General features: G+C 41.5%; 21 protein-coding genes and 1 pseudogene. 17 read left to right on the plus strand and 5 right to left on the minus strand.

Annotated features, from left to right (window positions below):
• A partial coding sequence (locus ACMUMQ_RS00005) for an IS3 family transposase (RefSeq protein ID WP_414680012.1) occupies positions 1–617 on the plus strand: 617 nt, incomplete at its 5' end.
• A gap of 59 nt (positions 618–676) precedes the next feature.
• Here the strand turns inward: ACMUMQ_RS00005 and ACMUMQ_RS00010 are convergent.
• Positions 677–1,915 (minus strand): GGDEF domain-containing response regulator, encoded by a 1,239-nt coding sequence (locus ACMUMQ_RS00010; RefSeq protein ID WP_414680013.1) that lies wholly within the window; start codon positions 1,913–1,915, stop codon positions 677–679.
• Between the two features lie 167 nt (positions 1,916–2,082).
• On the opposite strand from ACMUMQ_RS00010, the gene ACMUMQ_RS00015 reads away from it, so the two are divergent.
• Both ACMUMQ_RS00015 and ACMUMQ_RS00020 read left to right on the plus strand, forming a co-directional pair.
• Entirely contained in the window at positions 2,083–2,349 is a 267-nt protein-coding gene (locus ACMUMQ_RS00015) for a YkgJ family cysteine cluster protein (protein ID WP_414680014.1), read from the plus strand.
• A 16-nt stretch (positions 2,350–2,365) separates the two neighbouring features.
• Positions 2,366–4,036 (plus strand): L,D-transpeptidase family protein, encoded by a 1,671-nt coding sequence (locus ACMUMQ_RS00020; RefSeq protein ID WP_414680015.1) that lies wholly within the window; start codon positions 2,366–2,368, stop codon positions 4,034–4,036.
• Between the two features lie 93 nt (positions 4,037–4,129).
• On the opposite strand, the gene rlmM is transcribed toward ACMUMQ_RS00020, so the two are convergent.
• The 3 genes from rlmM to ACMUMQ_RS00035 all read right to left on the minus strand — a co-directional run bounded on the left by rlmM (position 4,130) and on the right by ACMUMQ_RS00035 (position 6,697).
• A complete protein-coding gene (gene rlmM / locus ACMUMQ_RS00025) occupies positions 4,130–5,182 on the minus strand; it encodes a 23S rRNA (cytidine(2498)-2'-O)-methyltransferase RlmM (protein ID WP_414680016.1) in 1,053 nt (350 codons plus the stop codon).
• A gap of 44 nt (positions 5,183–5,226) precedes the next feature.
• Entirely contained in the window at positions 5,227–5,898 is a 672-nt protein-coding gene (locus tag ACMUMQ_RS00030) for a TIGR01621 family pseudouridine synthase (RefSeq protein WP_414680017.1), read from the minus strand.
• Positions 5,899–6,013: 115 nt separating this feature from the next.
• Positions 6,014–6,697, minus strand: coding sequence for a GGDEF domain-containing protein (locus ACMUMQ_RS00035; protein WP_414680018.1), 684 nt, complete (start codon positions 6,695–6,697; stop codon positions 6,014–6,016).
• A gap of 857 nt (positions 6,698–7,554) precedes the next feature.
• Between ACMUMQ_RS00035 and ACMUMQ_RS00040 the strand changes: the two genes are divergently transcribed.
• The 14 genes and pseudogenes from ACMUMQ_RS00040 to ACMUMQ_RS00105 all read left to right on the plus strand — a co-directional run bounded on the left by ACMUMQ_RS00040 (position 7,555) and on the right by ACMUMQ_RS00105 (position 23,551).
• Entirely contained in the window at positions 7,555–9,105 is a 1,551-nt protein-coding gene (locus tag ACMUMQ_RS00040; protein WP_414680019.1) for an ABC transporter ATP-binding protein, read from the plus strand.
• Complete coding sequence (locus ACMUMQ_RS00045; RefSeq protein ID WP_414680020.1) at positions 9,102–10,169, plus strand: ABC transporter permease; 1,068 nt, start codon at positions 9,102–9,104, stop codon at positions 10,167–10,169. Before ACMUMQ_RS00040 ends, ACMUMQ_RS00045 begins: the two co-directional genes overlap by 4 nt.
• 9 nt (positions 10,170–10,178) lie before the next feature.
• On the plus strand, positions 10,179–11,111 hold the full coding sequence (locus tag ACMUMQ_RS00050; protein ID WP_414680021.1) for an ABC transporter permease: 933 nt from the start codon (positions 10,179–10,181) through the stop codon (positions 11,109–11,111).
• A 65-nt stretch (positions 11,112–11,176) separates the two neighbouring features.
• The gene (locus tag ACMUMQ_RS00055; RefSeq protein ID WP_414680022.1) at positions 11,177–12,244 is read left to right on the plus strand and encodes a BMP family ABC transporter substrate-binding protein; all 1,068 of its coding nucleotides are present in this window, start codon (positions 11,177–11,179) and stop codon (positions 12,242–12,244) included.
• Positions 12,245–12,394: 150 nt separating this feature from the next.
• Complete coding sequence (locus ACMUMQ_RS00060) at positions 12,395–13,411, plus strand: adenosine deaminase (RefSeq protein ID WP_414680023.1); 1,017 nt, start codon at positions 12,395–12,397, stop codon at positions 13,409–13,411.
• Between the two features lie 130 nt (positions 13,412–13,541).
• A complete protein-coding gene (locus ACMUMQ_RS00065; RefSeq protein WP_414680024.1) occupies positions 13,542–13,910 on the plus strand; it encodes a DUF2750 domain-containing protein in 369 nt (122 codons plus the stop codon).
• 13 nt (positions 13,911–13,923) lie between these two features.
• Positions 13,924–14,879, plus strand: a pseudogene (locus ACMUMQ_RS00070) (class I SAM-dependent methyltransferase).
• Between the two features lie 230 nt (positions 14,880–15,109).
• On the plus strand, positions 15,110–16,039 hold the full coding sequence (locus ACMUMQ_RS00075) for a hypothetical protein (RefSeq protein ID WP_414680025.1): 930 nt from the start codon (positions 15,110–15,112) through the stop codon (positions 16,037–16,039).
• Between the two features lie 285 nt (positions 16,040–16,324).
• Positions 16,325–17,011 carry a response regulator transcription factor gene (locus ACMUMQ_RS00080; protein WP_414680026.1) on the plus strand — a complete coding sequence of 229 codons (687 nt, stop codon included), beginning with the start codon at positions 16,325–16,327 and terminating at the stop codon, positions 17,009–17,011.
• Positions 17,008–18,384 (plus strand): sensor histidine kinase, encoded by a 1,377-nt coding sequence (locus tag ACMUMQ_RS00085; protein ID WP_414680027.1) that lies wholly within the window; start codon positions 17,008–17,010, stop codon positions 18,382–18,384. Before ACMUMQ_RS00080 ends, ACMUMQ_RS00085 begins: the two co-directional genes overlap by 4 nt.
• Positions 18,385–18,511: 127 nt before the next feature.
• A complete protein-coding gene (locus tag ACMUMQ_RS00090) occupies positions 18,512–20,479 on the plus strand; it encodes a TonB-dependent receptor domain-containing protein (protein ID WP_414680028.1) in 1,968 nt (655 codons plus the stop codon).
• A gap of 78 nt (positions 20,480–20,557) precedes the next feature.
• Complete coding sequence (locus ACMUMQ_RS00095; protein WP_414680029.1) at positions 20,558–21,736, plus strand: ABC transporter substrate-binding protein; 1,179 nt, start codon at positions 20,558–20,560, stop codon at positions 21,734–21,736.
• Positions 21,729–22,793: a FecCD family ABC transporter permease gene (locus tag ACMUMQ_RS00100; protein WP_414680030.1), complete on the plus strand. Its 1,065-nt coding sequence runs from the start codon at positions 21,729–21,731 to the stop codon at positions 22,791–22,793. Before ACMUMQ_RS00095 ends, ACMUMQ_RS00100 begins: the two co-directional genes overlap by 8 nt.
• Entirely contained in the window at positions 22,790–23,551 is a 762-nt protein-coding gene (locus tag ACMUMQ_RS00105; protein ID WP_414680031.1) for an ABC transporter ATP-binding protein, read from the plus strand. Before ACMUMQ_RS00100 ends, ACMUMQ_RS00105 begins: the two co-directional genes overlap by 4 nt.
• A 60-nt stretch (positions 23,552–23,611) precedes the next feature.
• Here ACMUMQ_RS00105 and purU read toward each other — a convergent pair whose 3' ends face one another.
• A complete protein-coding gene (gene purU, locus ACMUMQ_RS00110; protein WP_414680032.1) occupies positions 23,612–24,466 on the minus strand; it encodes a formyltetrahydrofolate deformylase in 855 nt (284 codons plus the stop codon).
• Between the last annotated feature and the right edge of the window lie 150 nt (positions 24,467–24,616).

Consider the following 24,616-nt stretch of genomic DNA (forward strand, 5'->3'; position numbering starts at 1 on the left):
GCTTGTTTAGGGTGCTTAGGGAGGCACGTTTATTGGTTAAGGTAAGGCGTTCATACCATAAAACTACACAGAGTCATCATCGCTTTTACTGCCATCCAAACTTGATTAAAGATGGTGAGCATCAGATAAAGGCAAGTGGACCTGAACAGCTATGGGTGGCTGACATTACTTATGTTCCTACCCAAAATGGTGACACGTATCTCAGTTTGATTACAGATGCTTGGTCGCGAAAAATAGTGGGATATCACGTAGACGATACCTTACGAACGGATGCAGTAATTAAAGCCTACAAAAATGCTTTAAAAGAACGAACGAGAAAGGCTCAATTGCTCGTGCATCACTCAGATCGAGGGCTTCAATATTGCTCTAAACAATATCAACAGCTCCATGAAAAGCATGGAGTTCAGTGCTCGATGACAGATGGTTACGATTGCTATCAGAATGCTCTAGCTGAGAGAGTCAATGGCATCATTAAGAATGAGTACTTAATCGTTAAGCCGAAGGATCTGCATGAAGCTAGGTTGATAGTATCGGAGTCGGTAGAAAGTTATAATAAGAGTCGGCCACATATGGCCTTAAAATACAAAACGCCCGATGAGGTTCATCGAGCGTTTTAGAACCTGAATAAGTGTCAACCTATATCAGGACTAGTCACTAAGAGTTCATAAGAAGAAAATTAAAAGTCTGCTACGACCCTATCTCGTCCGCCACGTTTTGCTTCATATAAATTATGATCCGCAACAATAATGGAATCGTGCAACGAAGATGTCGTGTTAGAACAAACCCCAACACTACAAGTAACAGTCAATTTAGCATCGGTATATTGCTTAGAGCGAATAGTTTCCAAAAAGCGCTCAATCATCACCAATAAAGACGCCCCATCTAAATTGGCAAGCAAACAAAACTCTTCTCCACCAAAACGACAAGCTAATACATCAGGAAACGCTTTGGTTATCTCTTTCCCCATCTCCACCAGCAAATCATCGCCAATAGAATGACCATATGTATCGTTAACCTGCTTAAAATGATCAAGGTCGAGCATAGCAAGGGAGATATCTGGAGCGCTTTTGCGATACAACTTCTCTCCATCGTCAAATAAATAACGTCTATTTTTCAGCTTTGTTAGTGGATCGATACTCGCCAAATCTCTGATTGTTTCAAGCATTTCTTGAGCTTCTAAATTGTGAATAACACGACAATGAAACTCTTCATGGTAAAAAGGCTTCTTAAGGAAATCATTCGCACCCGCTTTTATAAACTTAGCCGTCAACGAGCTATCCCCTTCAGAAGAAAGGCCAATAATAACCAAATCACGAAAGCGCGTATTTTGTCGTAACATACGAACCAAGTCATAACCATTTACCAAAGGCATATTATGATCTGTAATCAGCATTCTAATGTCAGAATCAGCTTCCAGCTTTGCCAATGCTTCTTGCCCATTTTCAACTTCAATCACTTCGAAGCGATATTGTTCAAGCAAAATTTTAATGAACAATCGACTTGTCGACGAGTCCTCAGCAACTAAGACTTTAATACCTTGGTTTTTATCTAAGCGCTCAATTACTTTGATTACATGATTAAAAGAGTATCGACTGTCTTTGGTTATGTAATCCAAAACCCCTTTATTCAAAAGACTGAGGCGTAAATCATCATCAAAGTTACCAGTTAACACCACACAAGGAAGCTTATATGACAAAACCAGATCGACAATTTCACCATTTTCAGCATCTGGCAAATTGAGATCAACAATAGCAGCGAAGAACTCACCCCCTTCTAGGTTTAGCCTTCTCTCAGCCTCTTTATAGCAATCACAAAGCACCGGAATAAATTCTGGGTTTTGCGACAACAAGTGCTTAAGCACTTTCAAAACGACAGGACTGTCTTCAACAACTAATATTTTCTTTTCAATTATCATCCAGAGAACTCTATTATGAGAAGTATCATTATTACTTTTTCATTCTAGGCACGGCACTGCAAAAAAGCGAGGTAAAAAAGCCTCAAATACAAGCACATACACCAATAAAATATTAAACATCTAATTAACTTGTTACTATAATAGCTCAATTAAAATTAGATAGTATTATGAATTGTAGATCAGGTTGCGGCGCGTGCTGCATTGCCCCATCAATCAGCTCCCCTATTCCTGGCATGCCACATGGAAAACCAGCTGGAGTCGTTTGTGTTCAGCTTTTACCCGATTTAACCTGTGCTATATTTGGAGATCCAGAAAGACCGAAAGTCTGCAAAGATTTCACACCAGAACAATACGTGTGTGGTAGCAGTAAAGAAGAAGCCATAACAATATTAAACGATCTAGAAAACTATACACGCTCACCAAAAACAGTTTAGCAACAAGGAAAAATTTATGACATTCGTAGTCAAACGATTAACATTAGTTGGCGTATGTTTACTTTTAGGCGCTTGTTCAACCTCAAATACAAGCAAACAATTTACAGTTGAACCGCCCAGCGAACAGCAAATAGAAACCAGTGTAAAACAACAAGTGGCACTCACTCTAAATGCTTTCACCCCTGTTGCAGGTCAAGCACTTCCCAACAACAGTGTTCTTGATGCTTACCAATATCGCGGTTATGAACCTGTCTGGATCGAAAACAAAAGAATAAACACCTCCATCTACAAGCTTGTTGATATCCTTGAGCAATCCTACTCCCACGGTCTCAATCCAATCCACTATCATACTGACATTATTAAAGAGTATTTGGATCTAAAAGAGCCGACTTCACAGCAGCTTGCTGAGATGGATGTCATCACCACAATCGCTCTCACGAGCTATGCTCATGACCTTAGCAATGGTCGATACGAACCTCAGTTAATCGATCCAAACTGGCAACTTGATGCCCCAAGCAACGCTTGGAAAGAATTACTGTATCTAGAATCTGCAACCGACATGGTGAACTACCTTCCGCTCTTGGCACCACGCCACCCTCATTACCAAATACTTCAAAAGTGGCTTGTTTATTATCAGGATATCGCAGCAAAAGAAAAAGATATCCGAATTGATCCAGGCTCACTTTTATCTATTGGCGAAGAAGGCCCACGAGTTGCCCAACTACGCGCTCGACTGGTGCAGCTAGGAGACATTCGATTCTCCACTCGAAAGGTGAATGAAGAAGAATTTGATATACGACTCAAAGAAGCACTAATACGCTTCCAACGTCGCCACCACATCACTGCTGATGGCTCTGCAGGTTCAGAAACAGTCGAAATGCTTAATGTTCCATTAGAAACTCGAGCAAAACAAATCGCATACAACCTTGAAAGATGGCGCTGGCTTCCAAGTGAGCTTGAACCAAATCGCGTTTGGGTAGACTTAACAAACTACACAGTTGATATGCATTTAAACGGCGAATTAACATCAATGAAAGCCGTAATCGGCAAGCCGTCAAGAAAAACGCCTGTATTTAAAGGCCTAATGACGTATATGGTAACCAACCCGACTTGGCGCGTACCTCACAGAATAGCCAGAGAAAACTTGTTGCCGAAGCTACAAAAAGACCCAAATTACCTTTCTAAACAAGGCTACAAAGTCTATTCAAGTTGGAGCATTGGGGCGAAAGAGCTCGATCCAACAAAAATCGATTGGAACAGTATAGAAGAAAACAAGCTAAGCTATCGATTTGAGCAAGAGCCAGATGAAGGAAATGCACTGGGTCAATATAAATTTATGTTCCCAAATAAAAACGCCATTTATTTACACGACACTCCGGCAAAACACCTTTTCCGCGAAACAGACAGAGCATTTAGTTCAGGTTGCGTGAGATTAGAAAAGCCAGATGAGTTTGCAAGGGAAATAACCAAAGGCAGTAAGAGCTTCAATGAAATGACGAAAACTCTGAAATCCGCAAGCAACAGTGTGATCTCATTACCGACTTACATTCCTGTATACTTGGTTTACTTCACCGTGGTTCCGAACGCTAATGGCATGCCAAAATTCCGCCATGACGTATATGAGCGAGACCCACTAATGGAAGAAGCAATGGGTTACAGTATCTTCCATGCGAATGAATCTATTTAAGATATAGACACATAACGAAAACCATAAAAAACGCCTTATAAAAATATATTTATAAGGCGTTTTTTTTGATCTTGCCAACTTTAATAACAGCGATTACTTAACCATGATACAAACAGTGACTTCTTCACGATCATGATAAAGATGTTTCACTTGGTATTGATAACCCACGCCAGATTTTTTCAATAAGTCATCAATTAACTGCAAACACAAAGAGACTTCTTGAAAGCGCTTTTTCATTGGCAATTTTAAGTTAAAGATAGCGCGTCGTGTCCAGCCGTTTGCCAACCATTTCGCCATTAATTCAGCCACTTTTATTGGACGCTCCACCATATCACAAACCAACCAATCAACTGTATAAGGCGGTTCAAATTTAAATCCGTCCGCCTTTTCATGCTGAACTAACCCAGTCGACATCAATTCTTTCTGCATCGGGCCATTATCAATCGCAAAAACATGAATGCCTTTTTTAACAAACTGATAAGTCCAACCGCCAGGTGCTGCTCCCAAATCAACAGCCGTCATACCTTCAGTCAAATCTGCTTCACGTGTTTTTTCTGGAACAAACTGTAAAAAGGCCTCTTCCAGTTTAAGAGTCGAGCGGCTTGGACCTGCAGCAGGAAAACGCAACCGACGAATCCCCAAAGGAAACTCACTTCGACAAGCCACATAAGAAACACCTAAATAAGCCTCTTCGCCACTTAATAAGAAAACATGATGCCTAACACCTACAGCTTTATTACGTAATACACCAGACTTCTTCCAACCCTCTTTCAAAGGTTTATCGAGCTTTTTAATTAAACCCGATAAGGCTTTCGCCTCATTAGTATCCGCCGTTTCGATCCAGATTTCTTCAGCAAGAGGCAACTCACGAGCCGCTTCAAGCAACAACTCAACTCGCCCACCTTGCTCCAACTCAATCACATCATTCACTGCAATGATCTGGCGAGCAAAAATCAAGCGATTAAACTGCAACTGCTGGATCAAGGATTCACCTGCATCCGCTTGATCAAGGTGAAATACTACGTAGCCAGAATCAGGAACCACTTTGGCATAACCATAGAAACCTTTATTACTGGCCACCTCTGACAGTTCTGCCGCACAATCTTTTTCAAAGCCTTGACGACAATAAACCAAAACATTTTTCATTCGCTTTCCTTCTCAGATAGATATTTTCTACTGAGTTCTATAAATTATTTTTTAGAGGGCCATTTTAATAAAGACTCATCAAATTGAGTGTTTACAAAATCAGCAAAGTCGCTTGAAAAGCCGTCTCCTGATTCAGGTAAACAAGTATAACGCCTTACCTCGCCATTCCACTCGAACCATAAAGCGTAAGCATGCAAATAACCTCGATCAGACTCATCACCACCATATCGTGAATCCCCTAAAATTGGAGAGCCGATACTTTTTAATGCCACTCGAATCTGATGCGTTTTCCCAGTCAGCGGACGTACTAGAAAAACTCTGTTTCCTTGAAACGCCGATGAAAAAAACTGTGTGACAGCAAAGTTCTTTGCTTCTTGAGTAAGCTTCCACTGCCCTCGTCGACTCGGTTGCATCCCACCAGAAACCGTTCCTTGCTTCTTCTTCGGTTTACGCTTTGATATCGCTAGATAACGCTTTTCGATGTCATGTTTCTCAAACTTGAAACCAAAAGTCGCAGCCGCTTCTTTATTACAAGCAACAATCAACAGACCAGATGTCATCTTATCAAGGCGATGGACAGGATAAAAAGTGACGTCAGGATACATATCAGCCAAAGACTGCATCACCCCAACTTCATCAGACTCAGCATGAAAACTCATACCAGCAGGTTTATTAATCAACCAATAATCATCGCAACGAAATATTATCTGAATCAAACGATCTCCATTACGAATAAATATGGAAAAAATAGAGTAGCCAACAAGCTTATCCACAGAGAAAGTGGACAACTCATATGTCAACCACGAAATAACTTTTTTATAACGATGACGATCAGTTTTGAATATAAATCCGGTTTCGCCCGTTACGTTTCGCGCTATACAAACCTTTATCAGCCTGCGCTAGAATTTCTTCGTAGCGAGAAACGTCAGATGTAATGGCTGCCAACCCCGCACTGATAGTTACCGGAATTACAGCACCTTGATCCGTCTCTATGTGCATTTCCTCTACACTTTTACGCAGATGCTCTACCACCACTTCAGCTTGCTTGAGGTCAATATCACGCATAATCACAATAAACTCTTCGCCACCATAACGCCCAATCTCATCTTGAGGACGTATTGCAGTGCGCATTTTTTCGGCGACCTGTGCTAAAACTAAATCCCCTACATCATGGCCATACGTGTCATTTATTTTTTTGAAGTGATCAATATCTATGATTGCAAAAACACAAGACAGTCTATTGATAACAGAGTCTGCAAAGATATTAACAGCATCCGCTAGCACTTTGCGTCGATTAGACAACCCTGTTAGCTCGTCTTTTTCGGCCAATATACGCAAATAGCTATTAACCGACTTCAAACGGCTCATGACCAAGTTGATAACAACCGCAAAATAGAAGCACACAAAGGAGAAAACAAACACGATCATCAGATTTTCTCGACCTGGAGATAGGTGGACTTTATCCACATTCACAAACTCACAGATCAGAAAAAATACAATAGAAGCAGTGACCATTAAATATTTTATGAGCCGCTGATCTGATCGAAAAACAACAACGCTATAGGCAATAATATTGACAAAAAGCCAATGAAATAAACTATCCGGGCCAAAATAAAAGGAACTAAGAATGAATATATGGACACCAGATATAATCGGCATCCATAGCTGCGCTCGCTCGAAAAGACCTCTATAAATACAGCGCCATCCCAGCAAACCTAAAAAGAAGCAAACGGTAGAAATAACAACCAAGGACGTAATTTGACAAAAGGCAGATGAAAACACCATAAAGAAGCAACAAAAACAAAATGCCAAATACGAAAAATTGACGACATGTTTCTGGTTGAGGTCATTATCAAATTCATCAGAGAAACCAAAATTAAGAAGTTTCTCGAGTATTTTTTTTATTGGAGAAAACACAGCATTTCCAAGTGTATAGTCAGGTTTCTACCACAAACCTTTTAAATGTATCAAAAGGGTAAGCAAGATTTAATGGCCGTATTCTACAGAAGAGCGACTGTCTTTCCTATCACTTAAGGCAACCAAAACAACTTGCCCAACCCAGCAAAAAAGCAAGACCACACTCTTGGGCTTCCTTTATGATGCTCACTTTTTTATTTATCACCCACTCAGAACCATTGGCATGGATATTGATTAAAGCAACCACATTAGAGAAAAGAAAAACCAAACATTAACTAATCGGTCAAATATAAAACAACACTTGAACTTTTTTGCACCAAAAACGAATTCATAGCACCAATATAATGCAAAACACTCTTTGTTGATTTCATTTAAGACTGACCAATGTTTTAACTTAAAGTAAAGTAAGAAAACTTTTATATGACACTTAATTCTAAAAATAAGGTGCCAAGACATTGAAAAAGCATAATCTGATATCGCGCCTTGAGCTCACGAATATCACCAAACAATACCCTGGCTGTCTTGCCAATGACAATATCAATCTCACCTTAATGCCTGGTGAGATACATGCGCTGCTAGGAGAAAATGGTGCAGGTAAAAGCACCTTGGTTAAAACCATCTATGGTGTTGTCGCACCAGATAAAGGCGACATTATTTGGGATGGAAAAGAGGTAAGCATAAAATCCCCTTCTATTGCTCGAGACTTAGGCATCGGCATGGTGTTTCAACACTTCTCATTATTTGAAACCATGACGGTCTGCCAAAATATCGAATTATGCCTCAGCAAAACACAGCTTAGTAAAATTGGTGATCTTGCTCAAAGAATCACAGAGCTTTCTGAGGAATACGGCTTGAACGTAGATCCAAACAGATACGTGCATTCACTTTCTATTGGCGAAAGACAGCGTGTTGAAATCATGCGATGCCTTGTTCAATCGGTAAAATTATTAATTCTAGACGAACCTACTTCCGTTCTAACGCCACAAGAAGTAGCAGGACTCTTTAACGTTCTACGCACCTTGTCAAAAGAAGGCTGTAGTATTTTATTTATCAGTCACAAGCTTCATGAAGTCACTGAAATCTGCCACAAAGCCACCATTCTTCGAGGTGGCAAAGTCGTTGATACGTGTGTACCTAATGAAGAAACACCAGCTACCATTGCAAAAATGATGGTTGGCGACCTTGCAGAACAAGACGCAGGCTATTCTAAAAAAGAAGGCTCGGTAGAAGTCTTTAATGCTTCTGACCTCTCATTACCAGCAAAGCACCCTTTTGGTACCACACTGAAAAACATCAACTTCGACTTAAAAGCAGGTGAAATCTTAGGTATCGCTGGCGTCGCAGGCAATGGTCAAGACGAACTAATGGCCATTATAAGTGGTGAAGATGATCGTAATGTAAAAGATGGACTGTCAATAAACGGCATGAGCATTGGTCATTTACATGCGGGAGAAAGACGTAAACTTGGTATCGCAAATGTTCCAGAAGAACGCCTAGGACGCGGCGCTGTACCTGACATGAGTTTGACAGAAAATACCCTTCTCACTCATAGCGACGGTTTTATCAAAAACGGCTTAGTGCAATGGCAGAGCATCAAAGAATACACAACAGAGCTTATCAGCAAATACAAAGTAAAATGCCACGGTGAATTTTCAGAGGCGAAAAGCCTAAGTGGTGGTAACTTACAGAAATTCATCATGGGACGTGAAATAGGACAAGCACCAAAAGTGCTTATCTGTGCTCACCCAACTTGGGGCGTTGATGTTGGTGCCGCTTTAGCAATCCATCAAGCTTTATTGGAACTTCGTGATAAGGGCGCGGCCATCTTATTGATCTCAGAAGATATAGACGAGTTGTTTTTGCTAGCCGATCGTATGGCTGCAGTATGTGATGGTTATTTATCACCTTTAGTCAAAACGGAAGAAACCAACATAGACCAAATCGGTCAATGGATGGCTGGCACCTTCATTAACAACGCCAATCAAACACAAGAGGTCAGCGCATGATCCGTATTCAAGCTCGTACTGAACCAAGTATGCTAATGAAAGTAGCATCTCCGCTGCTTGCTATCGTATTAACTTTAATTTTTGGCAGTATTCTATTTACCGCAATAGGCAAAGATCCATATCAGGCATTGCATGTTCTTTTGATCGCACCTTTGGCCGACAGTTATAACATTGGCGAAATGTTTGTAAAAATGGGCCCATTATTGCTTTGTGCGGTGGGTTTATCCTTATGCTACCGAGCAAATATGTGGAATATCGGTGCAGAGGGACAATTGTTGGCCGGGGCGTTAGGCGGCTCAGCCATGGCGCTTTATTTTATAGACTCAGAATCTGTATTTGCACTTCCAGTGACGCTTATTGCAGGCATTCTTTCGGGAATGCTGTGGGCTGCACTTCCTACACTCTTAAAGTTGCGCTATAACTCAAACCTTATTCTTACCACCATCATGTTTAACTACATTGCCCTTTACCTCCTTATATGGGCGGTTCATGGCCCTTTGCGAGATCCAGATGGTTACGGTTTCCCTGAGTCAGCTATTTTCTCTGATGCGACCTTGTTACCAACTATTTTTGAAAGTAGCCGCATTCACTTAGGCGTCTTATTCGCAGTATTGGCAGGTGTCGTGGGTTGGTTCATTTTGAGCAAAACCCACCTTGGCTTTCAAATTCGAGTGTTTGGTGCAGACGAACCTGCAGCAAGGTACGCAGGTTTTAGTGGTAAGAAGCTTAGCTGGTTCGTTATGTTATTCGCTGGCGCACTTGCCGGATTAGCCGGAGTTAGCGAAACAACAGGACCAATAGGTCAACTCGTTCCCAACGTGTCTCCTGGTTATGGATACTCTGCGATCATCGTGGCTTATTTGGGTCGCTTACACCCAATCGGAGCAATACTTGCAGCTGTTTTCATGGCTGTGCTTTATATGGGTGGCGATTTAGCTCAAATCGAAATGGGCATTCCTGTTGCTGTGGTAAGCATGTTCCAAGGCGTATTGTTATTTTTCTTATTGGCGTGTGATTTTTTCATTAACAATCGCCTTATTTCCACTAATCAAGCGACAAACTAGGAGAATACTTTGGACGCGGATCTAATGGTACAAATTTTGTTTGCCGCTATAAAAACCGGCACACCGTTACTTTTCATCGCTTTAGGTGAAGTAATTTGTGAAAAATCAGGAATACTGAACCTTGGTCAAGAAGGCATGATGCTAATGGGCGCTGTAGTAGGATTTTTGGTTTCTTACAGCACAGGCAACATTGGTTTAGGCGTTATTTCTGCCATGGCAATGGGTGTCCTTATGAGCCTCATTTTTGCAGTATTGGTTCTTCATATTGGCGCCAACCAAGTGGCAACTGGTCTTGCTTTGACTATTTTTGGCACAGGTTTAAGCGCATTTATCGGTGCTGACTTCGTTGGACAAATCATTCAAGGATTTCAACCCGTGGCCATCCCTGTTTTATCTGATATTCCTTATATTGGACGCATCTTATTTAGCCACGATATTTTGGTGTATTTCTCATTTTGTATGACTGTCGCGTTAATCTATATCGTTAACAAAACGCGCATTGGGTTAACGCTTAAAGCGGTCGGTGAAAACCCTCATGCTGCCAATGCAATCGGTATTAAAGTTCTTAGAGTACGCTATTTAGCCGTTATGTTTGGCGGCTCAATGGCAGGTATTTCAGGGGCTTATATGTCACTTGTTTATACGCCGATGTGGGTTGAGGGAATGACAGCTGGACGTGGCTGGATAGCCTTAGCATTAGTGGTGTTTGCTTCATGGCGTGTTGGTCGCATCATGCTAGGTGCTTACCTATTCGGTTTAGCCAGCATCATGCATTTGGTTTTACAGGGGTTTGGTTGGTCCATCTCTCCAAACTTATTGGCCATGTTGCCATATGTTGCCACTGTCATAGTTATGGTGATTATCGGCGCAGATCATTTCAAAGAAAAATTGCTTGCCCCTAGATCCTTGGGTAAACCTTTTAACCCAAGAAATATGGCGTAAGTAACTTAAATTAAATATCAATTAATAATCAAAAAAATGCCTTCGGGCACATATAGGAGCTAAAAATGAAACTTAAGAGTTTACTAGTTGGTCTAGGACTTTTAGCAGGAGCAAACGCTGCTCTCGCTGAAGACCCATTAAAAGTCGGATTTGTTTATGTTGGTCCTGTTGGAGATCTTGGTTGGAGCTACGAGCACGATTTAGGTCGTCTTGGCTTAGAAGAACACTTCGGTGATAAAGTCGAAACAACCTTCGTTGAAAACGTGCCTGAAGGTGCGGATGCTGAACGTGTTATCACACAATTGGCGAAAGCAGGTAATGACCTTATCTTCACTACCTCTTTTGGTTTCATGAACCCAACCATCAAAGTGGCTAAACGCTTCCCAAATGTAACGTTTGAGCATGCTACTGGCTACAAAATGTCTAAAAACGTAGGAACTTATGTACTGCGTACTTATGAAGGACGTTATGTATCAGGCGTCACTGCAGGTATGATGACTGAAACCAACACCATTGGTTACATTGCATCTTTCCCTATTCCTGAAGTTATCCGTGATATCAACACAACCTACATGGCTGCGAAAAGCGTTAACCCAGATGTTAAAATCAAAATTGTTTGGGTAAACACTTGGTATGATCCAGGCAAAGAAACCGATGCAGCGAATGCACTAATGGATCAAGGCGTTGATGTTTTAATTCAGCATACCGACAGCCCAGCACCACTTATCGCAGCGGAAAAACGTGGTATGCGCGCTATCGGCCAAGCATCTGATATGAGTAAATTTGCTCCTGAAGCACACATGTTCTCTGTTCGTGACCACTGGGCTCCTTACTACATCAGTATCGCTGACGCAGTCATGAAAGGCACTTGGGAACCAAAAGATTACTGGGGTGGTTTTAAAGAAGACATCTTAACGATTGAATCTATCAACCCGAATCTTCCTGAAGATGTGAAAAAGAAAATCAATGAAACTTATGCGGCAATTAAGTCTGGTGAACTAAAACCATTTACTGGCCCAATCAAAGACAACAAAGGCAACCTTGTTGTTGAAGCAGGACATACACTAACAGATGTGGAGCTTGCTCAAGTGAATTGGTATGTAGAAGGTATTACAGACGAGATTCCTCGCTAATTACCTTTGGGTAACCAGTAAAATTTACTGGTTACCCTTACCTATCTTCAATGAATACCTCTACAATACGCCTCAGCAATTAATCTATTTTATTTCATTCATCGCGCTACAAAATACAACATTAGAATCAAAGAAATTAAAGGTAATCACATGAGTACAACAGACACACTGCTTCAGCTCGCAGAAAAAATGCCTAAAACAGAACTCCACCTGCATATAGAAGGCACATTTGAGCCAGAACAGATGTTTGCTATCGCTCAACGTAACCAAGTCACTCTAAAATACAAAACAATCGATGAATTAAAAGCAGCCTATCAATTCACTCAGCTGCAAGACTTTTTAGATCTGTATTACCAAGGTATGTCAGTCCTACTCCATAAAGCCGACTTTTATGACCTCACCATGGCATATCTAACGAAAATGCATAAAGAAAATGTGGTTCATGTGGAAATATTCTTTGATCCACAAGGGCATCTTTCTCGTGATGTTCCATTTGAAGTACAGATCACAGGTATTTATAACGCTCTACAAGACGCTAAAAAGCAATGGGGAATGACATCCAAGCTGATTATGTCTTTCCTACGTCATTTAAGTGAAGAAAGTGCATTTGAAACATTAGAATTAGCAAAACCTTATCTTGAATGGATAGATGGCATTGGATTAGACAGCTCAGAAGTGGGTCATCCACCCGCTAAATTTGCCAATGTGTTCCAAGCTTGCCGTGATTTAGATTTAAAAATTACCGCTCATGCTGGCGAAGAAGGTCCACCAGAATATGTTTGGCAAGCTCTTGATGTTATCCAAGTAGATAGAATTGACCATGGAAACCGAGCTTTAGAAGATGAAGCCTTAGTCGCAGAAATCAAAAAACGTGGATTAACTCTCACAGTATGCCCGCTTTCTAATCTGAAGCTTTGTGTAGTTAACAACATGGCAGAGCATCCAATCAAAAAAATGCTCGCACTGGGTTTAAATGCCACGGTCAACTCGGACGATCCAGCCTATTTTGGTGGCTACATGAATGACAATTATCGCGCCCTCATTCAAAAAACGGCTGTTACTAAAGCTGAATTATTGCAATTAGCTAAAAATGGGATCACCTGTAGCTGGATGAGCGAATCCGAGAAAGAGGCACACTTACAAGACTTAGAAACGCTCTTTCATTAAACCACTTCCCAAAATAGTAAAACGCGCAATAGGAAGAAAGAGTGGCTAAAACAGCCATTCTTTTTTCTCTTCCTCTGCTTTTCAGTATGCTAGAATCCCTTTCTTTTTTTATCTCTGAGCAAATACCACCATGACGGCACCAATTACATTTGACGACGCGTTTTACCGTTTACCAAGCAGTGAGCGTTACACCCAAGTTGTTACCTTGATCAAAAAAGGCCAACCTGTTTGGACACTTGCAGATGCAGAAGGCTGTCTTATCATTGATCTGGGCAGCGACAAAGTTTTACCTATTTGGCCAACAGAAGCATTAGCGGCAGATTGGGGTAAAAAGGAATATGAAGGCTTTAATGGTTTAGAAATTAGCGCAGCAGATTGGTCTGAAAAATGGCTCCTAGGCATGCAAAATGACGGTTATTCTGTCGGAGTTGCGCCTAATCTTGCAGGCGAATGCATTGTTTCTTCTGCTGAAGAACACGCTCTAGACATAAAGGCTTAAGACTTATATTCAAATGGACTCTCTGACTCTAAACACACTAACAGAACAGGTTTTTCTCAATTTAAATCCGTCACCACAAGGTGTTCAGAGACTTTTTCATGGACGGGGAAAATGTTTTTCCGGCTTAGAACAAATTACAGTGGACTGGTTAGGCGGCCAAATACTGGTCTCTCTTTTCAAAGAGCCGACCACAGAAGAGCTAGAGCGATTAACCTGTACTTTGCTTGATTGGACAACACGAGCGGAGTGGCAAACAAGCAAAGCTCAGTCTCTTTTATTACAACATAGAAGCCGTGAAAAAAGCCCGACTGAATGCTTGTGGGGTGATTACCAAGAGCATCAAGTTGTTAATGAAGACGGACTACTCTTCCAGCTCGACTTAGGAAAAAACCAAAACTCAGGCCTTTTCCTAGATATGCGCTATGGCCGTCGATGGGTAAAAGAAAACAGCCAAGACAAACGCGTACTGAACCTGTTTGCTTACACTTGTGGTTTCTCAGTTGCTGCGATGAAGGTGGAGCCGATTTTGTCGCCAATTTAGACATGGCGAAAGCGGTACTTAATCGAGGAAGGGGAAATCACCGACTAAATCAGCATGACCTCAATCAAGTAAATTTTTTCGCTCATGATATTTTCAAGTCTTGGGGAAAAATCAAAAAATACGGTGAGTACGATCTTATTGTTATAGATCCACCAACCTTTCAACGTGGTAGTTTTGCCCTAACCAAAGATTACCAGAAAATCCTTCGACGCCTTCCTGAGCTCCTCACCGAGAACGGCAAAGTACTGGCTTGCGTAAATGACCCAACCCTACCTTCACAATTCCTTATTGACGGAATGGAGACAGAAGCTCCGTCTTTAAAGTATGAATTTCGACTCGAAAACCCACCTGAATTTAAAGACATAAATATAGAAAGTGGCTTAAAAGCATTGGTTTTTCACAAAAAGATACTTAAAAACAAACCATAAAATTCAAGAAACATACACTCCTTCCTCTATAGTCATGAGAAATAATCAATAAAATCATACCTTTAGGTTAGAAAACTCTCATTTTATCCTTTTCGATTTTTTTCTTCGAAATTATTGTTTTATTAATATTGTATGATATATTGAATCTGTCCTTTATTTGTTCACAATTGGTGCAACATTAAGACTTTATATAAAAATCAGTAATAATAAAAACAACAGGGGTACCCTAAATGAAAGCCATTAAACTTACTTCAATCTTCGCACTAACATCTGTCGCTGCGGCGATTTCTACTACTTCTATCGCTGCCGAGCCAGTTTTTTCAGGTACAGCAAGTGCCGAATATGTAATAAACGACGGCACTACTGATGAACTAAGCTACTTCGGATCCTATGAAGATAATACTGAATTAGAATTTAATATTGATACTGAAATCGTTCACTTCGAGGTAGAGATCAATAACACGGGTGAAGATGAAGATGGTGATGACGATAAAAGCTCAAGTACGGTTGACATTGAAGAAGCTTATTTGACTCTAGGCGCTTTAACAATTGGTGATGTTGATGGTTCAATTGCAGATAATGCATTCGATGTGGGCGCACAGTTAGTTGAAGCTGATTTTGAAAATATAGACGGTTTGGATAAAACTGATTGGGCAATTATATATGAAGTTTCTAAAAATCTGGATGTTGCAGTAGAGTTTGAAGAAGGCTATGACGGTGTAGGCTTCGCTGTAGCTTATAAAGATAAATTTGGAGATCTTGGGGTAGAGATTGCCGGCGGTACATACTCAGGCAGTAATGATACAGATAATGACCCTGATGCAGAGCATAAAATTTTCACTTTCGGGTTAACATACCAGGCAGGCCCTGCAAAATTATTTTTAGCCTACCTTACTGGCACAGAAGATGATGTTGATAAAACCTACCTAACTTTAGGCACAACAATTGAAGCTGGTGATTTTACAATCGGCTTAAACCACAACCAAGACCTTGATAATGAAGCAACTAACGAAACATTAAGTAATGTTGAAGCTTATGTTGAATATGCTCTACCATATGAAGGCGTATCTGTTTATGCTACAGCTCTTTCAGGAAATCTAGATAAAGATAGCACAACTGAAAGTGACTTTTCTCTAGTTGGTATTAAAGCAGAGTTCTAGGTTTTAGTCGTCACTGAATGATATATTACAGTTTTAATTTTAAGATCTTCCCCTTTTCTTAAAGCTAAAAGTTATATATTTTTTGGATGTCGATATATGAGGCCAATCTACTTACTATAGATTGGCCTTTCTGTATTTAAAGACCCTTCTCTATATCTTACTTTCTAAGCACTTATTTGAAATCTAGATAAAATCATCACAAAACCTTTCTTTTAATCATCAAGTGACTTTGAATATAAAACCACCTACAATAAGAATGATTTTCATTTAAAAATGGTAGTTAACATGCTCAGTTCTAAGATTTTAATCATTGAAGATGATGTTTTCTTAGGTCAAAAAGTATCTCAACTTTTAGAGTCTAAAGGATTTAAAACACAAGTATGTCATGATGGAGAGCAAGGTTTGCTCGCTGCTCTAAAGTCATCTTTTGATCTTATTTTATTGGACATCATGCTTCCGAATATGAATGGCTTAAACATCCTAAGCCTATTACGCAAAGAGCGACAAACACCTGTCATGATGCTCACAGCACTTGGTGCAGAAGAAGATCGTATAAAAGGTTTGAGCATTGGTGCAGATGACTATTTACCTAAGCCATTCAACTTCACTGAGATGTTATTACGGGTAGATGCCTTATTAAGACGAACGCTACAAACCAAAGACACTCAAAAATCCTTAAACCTAAAAGACGACGATTTAGTCTTATCCCGTTTAGAGAAAAGCATCCATTACAACCAACAACTAATAGACTTATCGCCCACTCAATTTCGACTACTCTGGTTACTGGTGGAAAACCAAAGCAACACCCTGAACAAATCCTTTTTATCCCAAATGGCATTAGGCAAACCACATAATCAATATGATAGAAGCTTAGACATGCACATCAGTCGTATACGTAAAAAGCTGATCGCCGCTGGTATGCCAAGTGAGTATCTGATTACCGTTCATGGCAAAGGGTATTGTTACCGATGAAAAACCGTTTGTTATGGAAATTATTCTCGATTATTGCCGTCGGCACCGTGATTTTTTTCTGGTTGATTGATTTGGTCGCCAGTCATACTGAAGACAGCATGAGTTATATTGACCAAGGCTATCGGGCCGAATTACGAGCCTACGCGAAAGAAGCCGAACGCATTCTTTATGAAGAAGGTGAAAGCGCCTTAGCTTTATGGGTCAAGGGAATTGAAGAAAAAGAAAATACTTGGATTGCCATTTCTCGCCCTTCGATTGAAAACCTCGCCGATACGCAACTCTCCGATGCGTACATTGAAACCTTTGCATTAGGCCGTAGCCTAGAATGGAAAATACACTTATATTTCAAATATAACCCAACCATGGACATTCCATTTGAGGATGGCGTAACACGCTTTTTAATCCAGCTTCCACAACGCATGAGACCGGGCAAAAATTTATTCATTATCGACCTGCTATTGCAGATCGCTCTGCCCTTTCTCATTTTATGTTTGATTACCTTCATTCTGTATAAACACGTAATGAAACCGCTGAAACGATTGGAAAAAGCCACTCGACGTTTTAGCGAAGGTGATTTCAATGTGCGTGCCAGTGAAGCGCTAACACAGCGCAACGATGAATTAACACGGCTCTCCACAACCTTTGATAAGATGGCAGATCGCATCAGCACCTTGATCATAGATCAGCGCCAACTCTTGGCCGATTTATCCCATGAGCTGAGAACACCGTTAACACGACTCAACATTGCCGTGGACTGTGTCGAGCAGGACTTACAATCTCAGAGTGCATTAGAGCGCTTACGTTATGAATCTTCCAACATGCAAGGGTTGATAGACGACGCACTAACACTCGCCTGGTTTAATACAGAATCACCCAAGCTTGAATTACACGACTTAGACATTACCGCTTTACTGCAAGTCATTGTTGAGGATGCCCAATTCGAATTTGCTCAACATACCGTCAAGTTACTTCAACCAGACCAAGAAATAATCATAAAGAGCGCCCACCAAGCATTAACCGCGGCGCTAGAAAACATCATCAGAAATGGGCTTTTCCATACACCAGTTGGAAAAACGGTCACCATATCACTGCATCAAGAAAGCCATTTTCTCGTCATCAAAGTAAAAGACCAAGGCTGTGGCGTGCCCGAAGAATATTTGGAAGACATATTCAAGCCCTTCTTCCGTATCAAACAAAACAGTCAGGATAACGAACGCGTTGTCAGCTCTAAAAAGAGTGGCTACGGATTAGGGCTGGCACTCGCAAAAAGGCAGATCCATGCACTTGGTGGCTCTATCTATGCTCAAAACGTCACAGATAAATCAGAAAACGGATTAGTCGTTTCTATTCAACTACCTTATAAATCCTCATAAAAAATGAGTCAATAAATGACTTTTGCATTGATCAAATGTAACAAATGTAAAAGTCATTCACATTCTTTACGTAAAACACATAATACCCAACAGATAATGTAAACAATTCTCATTTATAGAGGTATTTATGCGTTCCCATCGTTTATTTTCAAAAACACTTTTAGCGCTTGCTGTTTCTCAAGCAGCCCTTTCTGGCTTAGCCATGGCTGAAGACACGGTATTAGACGAACTTAAAATCGAAGGTCGTGCGATTACAGAACTAGACCAAGCGGTATCAGATACAGAAATATCTCAAAACCAAGCCACAACACTGGCAGAATTATTTAAAAGTAAAAGTGAAGTCTCTGCAGGTGGCCCTGTAAAAATGGGTCAAAAAATCTATGTTCGTAACATTGGTGAAGACTCCTTAAACATCACAGTTGATGGCGCAGAACAAGCGGGCGCAATCTTCCATCACGCAGGTCGTCTATCTGTCGAACCTGAATTACTAAAACGTGTTGAAATTGAAGCCGGTGCTGCCAACGCAACGGCTGGGCCGGGCGCCTTAGGTGGCTCTGTTCGTTTCATTACTAAAGATGCAAGTGACCTATTAAAAGACGATCAAAATATTGGTGCACTGTTAAAATCCACTTACAGTACTAATGGTAGTAGCCTAAAAAATAGCGCGACAATTTATGGCCGTACTGAATCTGGTAAAACACAGGGTATGTTAAGCATCATCAGTGGCGAACACGGAAACTACGAAGATGCTAATGGTGATGAAATCGGTGGTAGTGAAGCAGAAGAAACATTGGGTTTTGTAAAAATTAAAACTCGCCTAACTGACGAACAAATCTTGTCGATCTCCCATGAAAACCTCACAGAAGAAGGCGATATTAATTATAAGCCAGAGTGGGCAACAAGTTCAGCGAATGTCGCTGAACCCACTAGCGCTGAGCGTCAAACAACAACCATAAACTACGATTTTACAGACAAAAGCAATGATCTGATCGATACAAGCATTACGATTTATCAAACCAAAAACCAGCAAGACAGAGAATATTCAGGTACCAATTACTCAGGCTATTTTGAAACTCTCGGCTTAACGTTAGAAAACTCCAGTTTACTCAATAACCACCAGCTTACCTATGGTCTCAACTATAGAGATGATGAAAGTTACTACATTAATGCTGACGTATCTGAAACTGGCACTGTTGCGGGCGTTTACGTGCAAGATACAATTGATTTGTCAGATGCATTAATTTTATCTACGGGTTTACGTTATGACCAATATGACTTGACGGAATCCAACGGACAAGAGCTTTCTGATGGCGGCTTTTCACCTAATATAGGCATCACTTACCATGTCAATAACACTCTAAACATCACAGCAAATTATGCTCAAGCATTACGAGGGCCAGAAGCCAAAGACGCCTTCAAATTATACTCGACTACGGCTTACAGTAGCTCCAGTGACTTAAAAGCAGAAAAATCTGAAAACCTTGAACTAGGCGTTAACTATAATACTGGAAATCTAGATGTGGGATTCGGTGTATATCATTCAGAAATTACAGACGTTATAGGAACCGAATTACCATGGTCTAAAGTTTATCTAAACCTAGATGATCCAATTGAAACGAATGGCTACTACTTAGATATCACATATAGTTTAGATCGTTTAGTCGCTGGACTTCATTTCCACAGCGCAGAAACAATGGCCGGGGATGAGCTCGCTACTCGTTACGTTTATGGTTCCACGGCTAATTCCATCGGCGATACATTAGCCCTAAGCTTAGATTACGAGTTCAGTGATAACTTAAAAGCTGGCTGGTCTACAGAAATGGTAAAAGGCATAGATGATATCGACTTAAATGTTGGAGGCACTGATCTAAATGTAGATAAGCCAGGCTATGCAACACACGATATATATGCCCAATGGACTCCATTACAAGACGATACTTTGACCTTAACGTTAACCATTAATAATCTCTTCAATAAACAGTATCGAAGCCATGCAAGTGTTGCTGATTACACAGATTATGCGGGCTATGAAGCGATTGTTGGCTCTTACGAAGCTGGCCGAGACATCCGTTTAAGCGCGGCTTATAAATTCTAATCATAACGATTTTTCCCCTTTACGCCGGTTCTTATTTTTATAGGAACTGGCGCTTTTGTTATAAAAAGGAAGCTTTTCATGAACACCCTATCTTCGCTAAAAAGTCTGAAAATGGGCCTTTTTTTCGCATTCATATATTCCCTCAGTTTGGTTGTCCAAGCGGCGCAAAAGCCTGTAACGGTAACCGACTTAGCGGGCCGTTCAGTGACTTTTTCAAAGCAACCTGAACGCATTATTTTAGGTGACAGTCGTTACTTACACGCCTTGTCTATCTTAAACCAAGACGATCCAATTAAGCCTGTGGCCGCAATACTATCCAAACTGCAATGGGTCGATTACGGCAGCTATATGGCTTATCAAAAACGCTTCCCAAGAATTGCGGATATTCCTGTGATTGGTCGTTCTTCTGCGGACAGCTTTAGCATTGAAAGTGCCATTGCATTAAACGCGGATTTAGCCATTTTCAGTCTTGATGGGCACGGCCCAAATGCCCGTCATTCCAACATCATTAGAGTCCTAGAGAAAGCAGGCATAAAAGTGGTGTTTGTCGATTTTCGAAAAGAACCTCTAAAAAACACCCCGAAAAGCTTGTTGCTACTGGGTAAGATATTAGGCAAAGAACAGCAAGCTCAAGACTTCCTTTCCTTCTACCAAAGTCAGTTAACCAAGGTGACAGACAAAATCGCCACACTGTCACAGAATGAGAAAAAACGTGTGTTCATCCATAGTCGAGTGGGCGTGACAAATGGCTGCTGTGAAACCATGGTGCGCGGCATGATGGCGGACTTCATTGATGCCGCTGGCGGTAACAACATTGCTCTGCCTTTGATTCCCGGCGCGGCTGGCATGGTGAACCATGAATACCTTCTCACACAACAACCTGATGTGTACATCGCCACCGCAGTTGGCTCAAAAGGCATGCCGAAAGAAAGCCCGGACGATGAACTCCCTTACGTGATGCTAGGCGCGGGTGTGCCAAACGATTTTGCGCAAGCTTCTTTGCAACAAGCCTTTGTGCGTTACAAGTTAACCACGCTTAACGCGTACCAGAATCAGCAGGCTTACGCCCTTTGGCATGGCTTTTACAACTCGCCATTGAACCTAATTGCCGTGCAAGTTACCGCCAAATGGTTGTATCCAGAAGAGTTTAAAGAGTTGGATCCAAATGCCACCATCAAGGAGTTCTTTGATCGCTTCCAAGCCATTCCTCTAACAGGTGTTTACTGGACTCAGCTTGCTAAGGACACTCATGAGTAAGCTAACCAAAAACAACGGATCTTTAGCCAGCCAATATCGTCAATACATGAGCACGCGCCTTATTTTATTGACGCTGTTGGCCGTGAGCATCACGCTGTCATTGCTTTACGATTTGTCCGAAGGCCCTTCTTCTCTGTCTTATGGCGACTTGATTCAAGGCCTTTGGTCACCTGAATCCTTGCCCATCACACAGCAAGTGATCATTTGGGACATTCGCCTTCCCTACGCGCTCATGGCGATTTTGGTGGGCGCGTCTCTTGGGCTCGCTGGCGCTGAGATGCAAACCGCATTGAACAATCCTCTTGCTAGCCCGTTTACCTTAGGCGTTGGCTCCGCGGCGACATTTGGCGCTTCCTTGGCGATTGTTTTCGATTTCAGCTCAATCGGCATTAGCCAAACCTACCTGCTGCCGATGTTTGCTTTTGCCTTCGCTTGCCTCACGTCTCTTATCATTCTTGGCGTGGCCAACAGTTTAGGCGGCAGTATTCAAAGCGTTTTACTGTTTGGTATTGCCTTAATGTTCGGTTTGAACGCCATGGTTGGCGTGATTCAATTTGTCGCCGATGAAGGCCAATTGCAACAAATCGTCTTTTGGACAATGGGCAGCCTTGCACGGGCCGATTTGGAAAAAGCCATCATAGTCGCCGTGGTCTTTGCCTTGTGCTTACTGGTCAGCTTACGTCACTCTTGGTCGATGACCTTATTGCGCAGTGGTGAAGAGCAAGCACAAAGCATGGGCATCAATGTCAAAAAGCTCAGAGTCACCACCCTAGTTCGCGTGAGTTTAGTCACCGCCGTCGCGTTAGCCTTTGTTGGGGAAATTGGCTTTATTGGGCTAGTCGCACCGCATATTGCTCGTATGGTCATTGGCGAAAGCCATCGCTTTTTCCTGATTGGCAGCACCTTATGCGGCGCCTTGTTACTGTCTCTGGCGTCCATTGTCAGTAAAGGCGTGATTCCAGGATTAGTCTTGCCTATCGGCATGGTCACCGCGTTAGTCGGTATTCCCTTTTTCATTGCGCTTATTTACCAACACCAAAAGCGAAATCCATCATGAGTTTACTCCTTCAAAATATTCGCATCGCTTATGGCAAAAAAGAAATTCTGTCAGGCATTAATCTAGACCCAATAAAGCCCGGCAGTTTGGTAGCGTTGCTGGGGCAAAATGGCGCGGGAAAATCGACCTTTGTAAAAGGCTTGGCTGGCTTAAAATCTTACCAAGGAACCGCCTCTTTAGACGATGTTGAACTGGCGAACATGGACCAACACCAGCGTCTAAAAAACATTGGTTATGTTCCGCAAGCTCTACCTCAAGGCAGCAGTTTACTAGCTTATGAGGTGGTTAAAAGCGCCGCGTCCAGCCTCACCGATAAAGCGCCCCAAGACGACAGGATTGAAGAAGTGTTTCAGCGTTTACAGATTGCGCATTTAGCGCTTTTGCCGATGCACAAATTGTCTGGCGGACAAAGACAAATGATCAGTTTGGCTCAAGCCATTGTACGTAAACCGAAACTCTACTTGCTCGACGAACCCACCAGCGCACTGGATCTGAACTGGCAAATGCAGGTATTAAAAGCCATTCGAGAGGAAGTCGATCAACAAGGCTCTATTGCTCTATTAATTAGCCATGATATTAACTTAGCACTGCGTTATTGCGATCAAGTGGTCTTGCTTAATCAGGGAAAAGTACTGGCAAATGGCAGCGCATTAGATTGCCTAACCCCAGACAATTTGGCCCAAGCCTATAAAGTAGACGCAAGAATAGAACGCTGCTCAAAAGGGCATCCTATCATTTTGGTGGATAATGCGATCTAAAGAGTAAATGCTTGATGGCTTCCATTCGTGGTTCACCATCAAGCATTTAATTATAGGCGGTTACTTAAACACAATCGTCTTGTTGCCATACATAAACACTCGGTGTTCAAGGTGCATTTTGACAGCGGTTGCTAACGCAACGGTTTCAGTGTCTCGTCCCACAGCAACCAAACGCTCTGGTGAGTAAGTATGATCTACAGGCTGAACAGATTGTTCGATGATTGGCCCTTCATCAAGGTCAGAAGTCACATAATGAGCTGTTGCACCGATCAGTTTCACACCTCTCTGATGTGCTTGATGGTAAGGCTTAGCACCCTTAAAACCTGGTAAGAAAGAATGGTGAATATTGATCGCTCGACCATGCAATTTTTTACAAAGTGAATCCGACAAAATTTGCATGTAACGGGCCAACACAACCAAGTCTGTACCTGTTTCTGTGATAATATCCAATAAGGCTTCTTCTTGTTCCGCCTTATTTTCTTTCGTCACTGGCAAGTGTACAAATCGGATACCCTCTCGCTCCGCCATCGGACGCAAGTCTTTGTGGTTTGATACCACCGCTGTCACTTCCATTGGCAACTCGCCTTTACGGTGACGATAAAGAAGGTCATCCAAACAATGGTCAAATTTACTCACCATTAGCAAGACTCTAACAGGCTCGCTTTTATCTAAAATATCCCATTTCATGTTGAAGTGAGATACCTTTTCATCAAACCCTGCGCGAATGGATTCAATCGTGTTTTCATCATTCTCAATTCGACATACAGCGCGCATAAAAAACAGCTGATTCTCTTCATCGTCAAATTGATGCATCTCTGAAATATAGCAATCGTTCTGAGCAAGGTAAGACGTTACTGCAGCGACAATACCACTTGTCGCATCACAAGACGCCTTTAAAACGAATTCTGTCGGCATGGCCGTGAACACTCCCAATAATAAATAAGTTCATCGAGTAAAAATTTGGCCATGATTTTATACTTTTAGCGCAAGATAAAAAACGGTGTATTCCATAATAGTTGAACAGCCAGTTAACTTTTTAGGGAAATGAAAAATATTCAGGGTAGA

It is taken from the genome of Marinomonas algae (assembly GCF_047525555.1).
GTDB lineage: Bacteria > Pseudomonadota > Gammaproteobacteria > Pseudomonadales > Marinomonadaceae > Marinomonas.